Here is a 225-nt window from a genome sequence, read left to right as displayed (position 1 = left end):
GCAATCGCCCACCTGGGCAAGCTCAGTCCGGCCCCGCTCGCAGACCGGGCGCTGGGGGCGCGCATCGTCCCGGCCAACTACGACAGCGACCTGGAGCTGCTGCGCGAGTGTGACCTGGTGATCGAGGCGATCGCCGAGCGCATGGACTGGAAACAGGAGCTGTACCGCAAGGTCGCTCCCTGCATCGCCCCGCACGCGCTGCTCGCATCCAATACATCCGGCCTT

The 225-nt window shown here is 68.0% G+C and carries 1 protein-coding gene; it reads left to right on the top strand.

From position 1 onward, the window contains the following. On the top strand, positions 1–225 hold a 225-nt coding region (locus tag ABD76_RS00230), incomplete at both ends, for a 3-hydroxyacyl-CoA dehydrogenase NAD-binding domain-containing protein (RefSeq protein ID WP_197253252.1).

The organism is Paenibacillus dendritiformis (assembly GCF_015845845.1).
GTDB lineage: Bacteria > Bacillota > Bacilli > Paenibacillales > Paenibacillaceae > Paenibacillus_B > Paenibacillus_B dendritiformis_C.
This window is presented reverse-complemented; position numbering and strand designations above follow the sequence as displayed.